The organism is Terriglobus sp. YAF25, from assembly GCF_052113305.1.
In the GTDB taxonomy this organism is placed as follows: domain Bacteria; phylum Acidobacteriota; class Terriglobia; order Terriglobales; family Acidobacteriaceae; genus Terriglobus.
In genome coordinates, this window is the sequence record NZ_JBFRCY010000414.1 from 1 (window position 1) to 6,448 (window position 6,448).

The following is a 6,448-nucleotide window of genomic DNA, read 5'->3' on the forward strand; positions in this document are numbered from 1 at the left end:
GAGCATCTCGCTGAAGGCACGGTTCGCCAGCATGGCGCGCTGGTGTATATCGAGCATGACGACGCCATTGGGAATGGTCTCGAGCATCGTCTCCAGCTCTTTACGGCGGGCCTCCAGGGCGGCATTGGCGAGGGAGAGCTGCTGGGTCGATTCGGTGATCTGCGCACGGGAGCTCTGCAGGTCGGTCGCCATGTGATTGAACGATCGCACCAGCTCGCCCAGCTCTTCGGTGGCGCTGGCCTCTACGCGCCGGGCATAGTTGCCGGCAGCGATGTCTTCCATCGCGTCGGCCAGGGTCTCTACCGGCCGGGTAACCTGCCGCGAGAGGTGCAGACCGAGCCAGACCGAGGCGAAGAGCGCCAGGCCCGTGATCATGAGCAGCAGCAGCATGTACTGGTTGCGGATGGAGCGTCGTGTGCGGAAGAGGGTCCAGTAGGTATCGGCAGCGGTGCGGATGCGGTTGACGGTGTCAGACATGCCTGCCGGCAGAGGAAGGCCGACGACGACGATGTCTCCATTGGGTTTGACCCATGCCGTACCCAGAGCGAAGTCCTGTTTGCCTACGGAGTAGAGGGGGTCGTCAGAGCGGAGCGCCGTCTGGAGCAGCTCTGCGACGGAGGCGGAGGCCTCCGCTGCAGTGCTTCCCTCCGGAAGAAGCTGTTTGATGACGACATGGCCATTCTGCTCCTGCGGCAGATGGATGGCGGCGACCAGGACATTGTTGCGGTAAATGGCGACGAAGCCGCCCTGCAAGGTGATGTCGTGTTCCTGCAGCTTTCGGAGCAGGTCCTTGTTGTTGCTGGGGAGGGAGGTGGCAATCGCCTGGGCCTCGGCACGTGCGTTGGCAGCGGCATAGCGGGAGAGCTCCACGGCGAGGGAGTTGGAGATGCAGTCCGTGAAGATTATGGTACAGAATGCTGTATGGCGACGGTGGCAATGTTCAGTGCGCGGGAAGCGGCTCGGATGCTCGGCATCAGTTATCCGACGATTAAGCAGTGGATTCTGAGCGGCAAGTTGAAGACAGTGACGACCCCCGGGGGGCATCACCGTATTCCGGAGCCGGTGCTGAAACCATACCTTGCCGAGGACCGGAAACGGCCCCAGGAGGAGTCGCGTGAGCGGTACCGGCGGGTCTCCGGACGGAACCAGATCGTCGGGAAGGTCGTCAGCGTCCGGATCGAGGGTCTGCTGGCGCAGGTGGTTTTGGCGATCGGCGAGCAGCGGATCAACAGCATTATTACCGCGGAGGCGGCACGCGAGCTCGGCCTGAAAAAGGGACAGACGGCGGCAGCCTTGGTGAAGTCGACCGATGTGATGATTGAGCGGTTGGATTAGGGTGTGTCGCGGTTTCCGGTGGGAGCAGCGGGCGAAACCCTCAAACCGTTGCGCGTAGCGCAACCATTTCGCACCCCGGGTGCGAATGCCTTGCTTAAGGGCACGGCTCAGCCGCCGCAGTCGAACGTGGAAAGCAAGCGGCTTCAGCCGCTGAGGACGATGTCGCGGCCACAGATGGCTCCCACCCATGCATCCGCGCCAATTCGATTAATACGATTAGAATCGTATAAATTCGTCGTATGTTCAGATTTCCGCGCACGTCTCTTCTGATCGCCTTCGTCTGCCTGCTTGTCCTTTTCGGCCGTGCAGACGGACAGGTTCTTGGTGAACTGAAAGGACGTGTCGTGGACGCAAGCGGAGCGGCAGTGGCGGGGGCAAAGGTCACTCTCACACAGACTGCGACCGCGATTGCACGGGAGACCGTAGCGGGATCATCGGGTGAGTTCTCATTCACGCAACTCACCTCCGGGAGCTACAGCCTGGCCGTGGCGCAGACGGGATTTGCTCGTCTGGAGCGTCGCGGCGTCACGGTCACTACCGGACAGACTGTGACTTTGGAACTGCAGCTGAAAGCTGGTGGAGCAGGGGAGTCGGTCACGGTGAATGAGGATGCTCCGCTACTGCAGGCGTCGACCAGCGATATCGCGACAACGATTCCCAGTCACGCCATTGTGGCGCTTCCGCTGAACTCACGGAACTTTATCCAGTTGACCCAGATGGCTCCCGGTGTGGAGCTGCCTCCGGGCACGGTGCTGCCGCGTATCAACGGCGGTCGCCCGCGTACGAACGAGTATCTGTACGACGGCATCTCCGCGCTCCAGCCGGAGCCCGGACAGGTCGCCTTCTTTCCGATCCTCGACAGCATCGCCGAGTTTACGGTTGCGGCGAACAACGTTCCCGCTGAGTTTGGCCGTTTCAACGGCGGTGTGGTGAACGTTGCCACGCGCAGCGGCGCCAATGCCTTTCATGGCAGCGTCTTCGAGTTCTTTCGTCATGAGGCACTGAATGGCCGCAACTATTTCGCCTCCTCTACGGCCCGCAAGCCGCAGTATCGCCGCAATCTGTTTGGTGCAACCCTGAGCGGACCGATCAAGCGCGACCGTCTCTTCTTCTTCACGGACTATCAGGGGATCAAGCAGCGCATCGGTGTCACTCGCATCTCCACCGTGCCGACGGCGGCAATGCAGCAAGGCATCTTTACCGGTGTAGCGAAGATCTATGACCCGTCGTCGACAACTGTCGTGAACGGCCAGGTGCAGCGCAAGGAGTTTACGAACGACGTCATCACCTCGGCTTTTGATCCCGTAGCGCAGCGGCTGGTCGGCCGTATTCCTACACCGACCAGCAGCGGCTCGGCGAATAACTACACCCGTACGGCTCCGGATGATGATCATCAGAACCAGTTCGACATTCGACTGGATGGAGCCTTCAGCGCGAAGGACAGTGGTTTTGCGCGTTACACCTACTACCATGAGGTTGAGCGGCCAGTGACGCCGTTTGCAGATGGCTCGGGATCGATCTCCGGCTCGGTGCTTGGAACCGGAAATGTCTCCGGCCTTACGGATGTTCTGGGGCAGCAGGTGGTGTTGAATGAGACACACCTCTTCTCRCCGCGTGTGCTGAATAACTTCCGGCTGGGATATACGCGCCGCGGCAACTCGCAGAACGGCGTATCGCTCGCCAATTCTCCATCGGCCGATCTGGGGATTCCCGGTATTCCGGTCAACGCGGCGTTCAACAATACGCTGCCGCTCTTCACCTTCACGGGACTCCAGCAGCTCGGCGCCAACGCCAGCACCTCGGCACGGTATCAGACCTCGGTTAGCGAACTGATCGACATGGTGGTATGGACCCACGGCGGCCACTCCCTTAAGGCCGGTGGCGATCTGCGCCGGTATGAGCTGAACGCTATCTCGCCGCCGAACCCGACCGGTTCCTTCGCCTTCACAACGACCGGCACGAATACCACCGGGACCAGCGGCGCCAGCGGAGGCAATGCCTTTGCCAGCTTCCTGCTGGGGCAGGTGGATACCTTCTCCATCGATCTGCAGACGAAGACGATCCGGCCGCGCGATTACATCCACGAGTTTTTCCTGCAGGACGACTGGCGTGTCACGCCTCGTCTGACTCTGAACCTGGGCGCACGCTGGACGCTGCACATGCCATCCACCGAGACGCATAACCAGGGAGCGGTATTCAATCTGGCCACGCAGCAGCTCGACTATCTGGGCGTGAATGGCTACCCCCGCAGCGCGCGCCAGTTGCACTGGGCCAATGTTGCACCACGTGTCGGTCTTGCCTATGCGGTCGATCCGAAGACCGTGCTGCGCAGCGGCTTCGGCATCGTGTTTATCGACCAGAGCGGTATTACGACGCCGTTTACGACACCGCAGTATCCCTTCATCCAGAATGTGCAACAGCGCACACAGGATGGCTACGTGGCTCCATTAAAACTGAGCACCGGACCGACGGTTTCGTCCATTCCGCTGACACCGGATGCCGGTCTGGGACAGAGCGTCTATACAGCGAGCCGTAAGGCTGGATCGGGATACGTTGAACAGTGGAATCTCGCAGTTCAGCGCGCCATTACGAAGAACATGTCGCTGGAGCTGGCCTACGTCGGGTCGCACATCGTGCACGTCGGCATTCCGGACTCAAACCTGAATCAGCTCACGGCTGCTCAGCTTGCGCAGGGGACAGCGCTGACTGCCCGTGTCACCAATCCTTATTACGRACAGTTGCCTGCGGGTTCGACGCTCGATACACCCACCATTGCCGCGGCACAGTTGCTGAAGCCGTATCCCCGCTTCCAGAACGTGGCGACGTATCGCAATAACTCCGGCACCAGTAACTACAACGCTTTGCAGGCAAGACTGGAACAGCGGCTTGCCAGTGGCTTGTACCTGCTGGCGAGCTATGCGCACTCGAAACTGATTGACGATGCATCGTCGGTGTTTTCCTCGACGGTGTTGTCTTCGCCCAACAGCTCGTCACTGATCGCGGCAGATACCTTCCGTCCTTATCTGGAGCGCGATTCGTCGAGCGGCGATATGCCGAATGTGCTGACGGCCAGCGTCGTCTATGACCTGCCGAAGTTCCGTGGACATGGAGCAGCTACGGCCCTGCTGGGTGGATGGACGGTGAATATCATCGGCACGATGCAGAGCGGCATGCCGGTCCCGGTCACGCAGGCGACGAATAACAATTCGTTTGCGGGCATGGTGCTTCAGAGGCCGAATATGCTGACGTCGCCTTCGCTGCCTGCAGACCAGCGCACGCCGCAACGCTTCTTCAATACCGCTGCATTTCAAACGGCGCCGCAGTTCACGTTTGGTAACGCCTCGCGTAACCCGGTACGTGGGCCGGCGTATCGCGACGCTGATCTGGCGCTGGTGAAGCATACGGCTGTCGGAGAGCGAACGGATGTCGAGTTCCGGGCGGAGCTGTTCAATGTTCGGGCTACCCAGCAACAGGGAAAATGCTCTAGGGATTGCCCTCAGGGCTGGAAGCTCCTCTAGGGCGGGTGCAATGTTTTATCTAAGTGATTTGTGATCAATGACGTAGGCGATGCGTGCGTGAAAAATCGAAGTGGAGGGATTTCCAGTAGTAGAGAAAACAGAACGGCGCCGCGGGCAAAAGCACGCGGCGCCGTATGTTCTTGATCGGATCTACTGAATCAGCGAGGAGATCGGGGTGTAATCGCGACCCTGGTCCTTTGCGACCGCACCGTAGGTGCAGTGTCCCCGGTAGGTGTTGACGCCCTCGGCGATGCCCTTGTCCTGGCGGATGGCGGCCTCGGCGCCGTTCTGCGCCAGGCGCATCACGTAGGGGAAGGTCGCGTTGGTCAGGGCCAGCGTGCTGGTATTGGGAACGGCGGCAGGCATATTCGTCACACAGTAGTGCACCACGCCATTGACCTCGTAGGAGGGATCGGAGTGCGTGGTCGGGTGCGCCGTTTCGATGCATCCGCCCTGATCGATCGCCACATCGACGATGACCGCGCCCTTCTTCATGGTGGCGACCATCTCTTTGGTGACCAGCTTGGGTGCTGCTGCACCCGGAATGAGCACCCCGCCGACCAGCAGGTCCGCCTCGGCGGCGGCACGGGCGATGTTGTAGCTGTTGGAGGCGACAGTGGCTACACGGCCGCTGAAGATGTCATCCAGCTCGCGCAGGCGCTGCAGCGAGAGGTCGAGGATGGTGACCTTGGCTCCCATGCCGACGGCGATCTTGGCGGCGTTGGTGCCAACGATGCCGCCGCCGATAATGGCGACGTTCGCCGGGGGAACGCCCGGAACTCCACCCAGCAGAAGGCCGCGGCCGCCATGGGCCTTGGTCAGGTACTCGGCGCCCACCTGAACGGAGAGCCGTCCAGCGACCTCAGACATGGGGGTGAGCAGCGGAAGGGTGTTGAAGCGGTCGCGTACGGTCTCATAGGCGATGCCGGTGACCTGCTTGTCCAGCAGCTTCTGGGTGAGGTCCTTGAGGGGAGCCAGGTGCAGATACGTGAACAGAGTCAGGCCTTCGCGGAAGTGGCCGTACTCCTTTTCGACGGGCTCCTTCACCTTGACGACCATATCGGCCAGTCTCCAGGTGTCATAGGCGGAGCCAACGATCTCGGCTCCGGCACTCTGGTAGTCGTCGTCGGGGAAGGCAGAGAGCTCGCCGGCGTTGTGTTCCACCAGCACCTTGTGGCCGGCTTCGGTGAGGGCTCGTGCGCCGGCGGGAGTAATGCYGACACGCGTTTCGTGGTCCTTCACTTCCTTGGGGACGCCAATAATCATGGTGTACAACTCACTTTCCGATTAAGAATATCAACCGGGCCACACCGTGCCGCTTTTGATGACACCTTGACAGTAGCTGTGCTTTCTTAAGCTTGTTCGCGGTATGGTGCAGATACGTTCGATCGGGCCGCGGTTTTATTGTGTTCCTCAGACCCAAAGCTGATTTTGTAGCCTTACAATGGAACTAATCTACGGATCAGGACTTCAGCTTCAAAATGTCGTCAAACGGTTTCCAGCAGCGCACATCGCGGGGGCGTAGCCTCCGTTCCCTTTTCAGCCTATTTTCCAGCGATCTCGCAATCGATTTGGGCACCGCAAACACCCTGGTC

At 60.4% G+C, this 6,448-nt stretch carries 4 protein-coding genes and 1 pseudogene; 3 read left to right on the top strand and 2 right to left on the bottom strand.

All coding sequences use genetic code 11. The features are described 5' to 3' along the window. The coding region (locus AB4043_RS16860; protein WP_442307578.1) for a HAMP domain-containing protein at positions 1 to 870 on the bottom strand (870 nt) is incomplete at its 3' end. A 51-nt stretch (positions 871 to 921) separates the two neighbouring features. Between AB4043_RS16860 and AB4043_RS16865 the strand changes: the two genes are divergently transcribed. Together AB4043_RS16865 and AB4043_RS16870 are read left to right on the top strand one after the other, a co-directional pair. Then, the gene (locus AB4043_RS16865) at positions 922 to 1,335 is read left to right on the top strand and encodes a TOBE domain-containing protein (protein ID WP_442300965.1); all 414 of its coding nucleotides are present in this window, start codon (positions 922 to 924) and stop codon (positions 1,333 to 1,335) included. Between the two features lie 239 nt (positions 1,336 to 1,574). Beyond that, the gene (locus tag AB4043_RS16870) at positions 1,575 to 4,853 is read left to right on the top strand and encodes a carboxypeptidase regulatory-like domain-containing protein (protein WP_442307579.1); all 3,279 of its coding nucleotides are present in this window, start codon (positions 1,575 to 1,577) and stop codon (positions 4,851 to 4,853) included. A gap of 150 nt (positions 4,854 to 5,003) precedes the next feature. Here AB4043_RS16870 and ald read toward each other — a convergent pair whose 3' ends face one another. Beyond that, the gene (gene ald, locus AB4043_RS16875; RefSeq protein WP_442307580.1) at positions 5,004 to 6,119 is read right to left on the bottom strand and encodes an alanine dehydrogenase; all 1,116 of its coding nucleotides are present in this window, start codon (positions 6,117 to 6,119) and stop codon (positions 5,004 to 5,006) included. 215 nt (positions 6,120 to 6,334) lie between these two features. On the opposite strand from ald, the pseudogene AB4043_RS16880 reads away from it, so the two are divergent. Then, a pseudogene (locus tag AB4043_RS16880) lies at positions 6,335 to 6,448 on the top strand (rod shape-determining protein); the annotation flags it as partial.

Bases quoted from the DNA above. Each gene is read 5' to 3' on its own strand.
- AB4043_RS16865 (WP_442300965.1), top strand. From the start codon at position 922: ATGGCGACGGTGGCAATGTTCAGTGCGCGGGAAGCGGCTCGGATGCTC.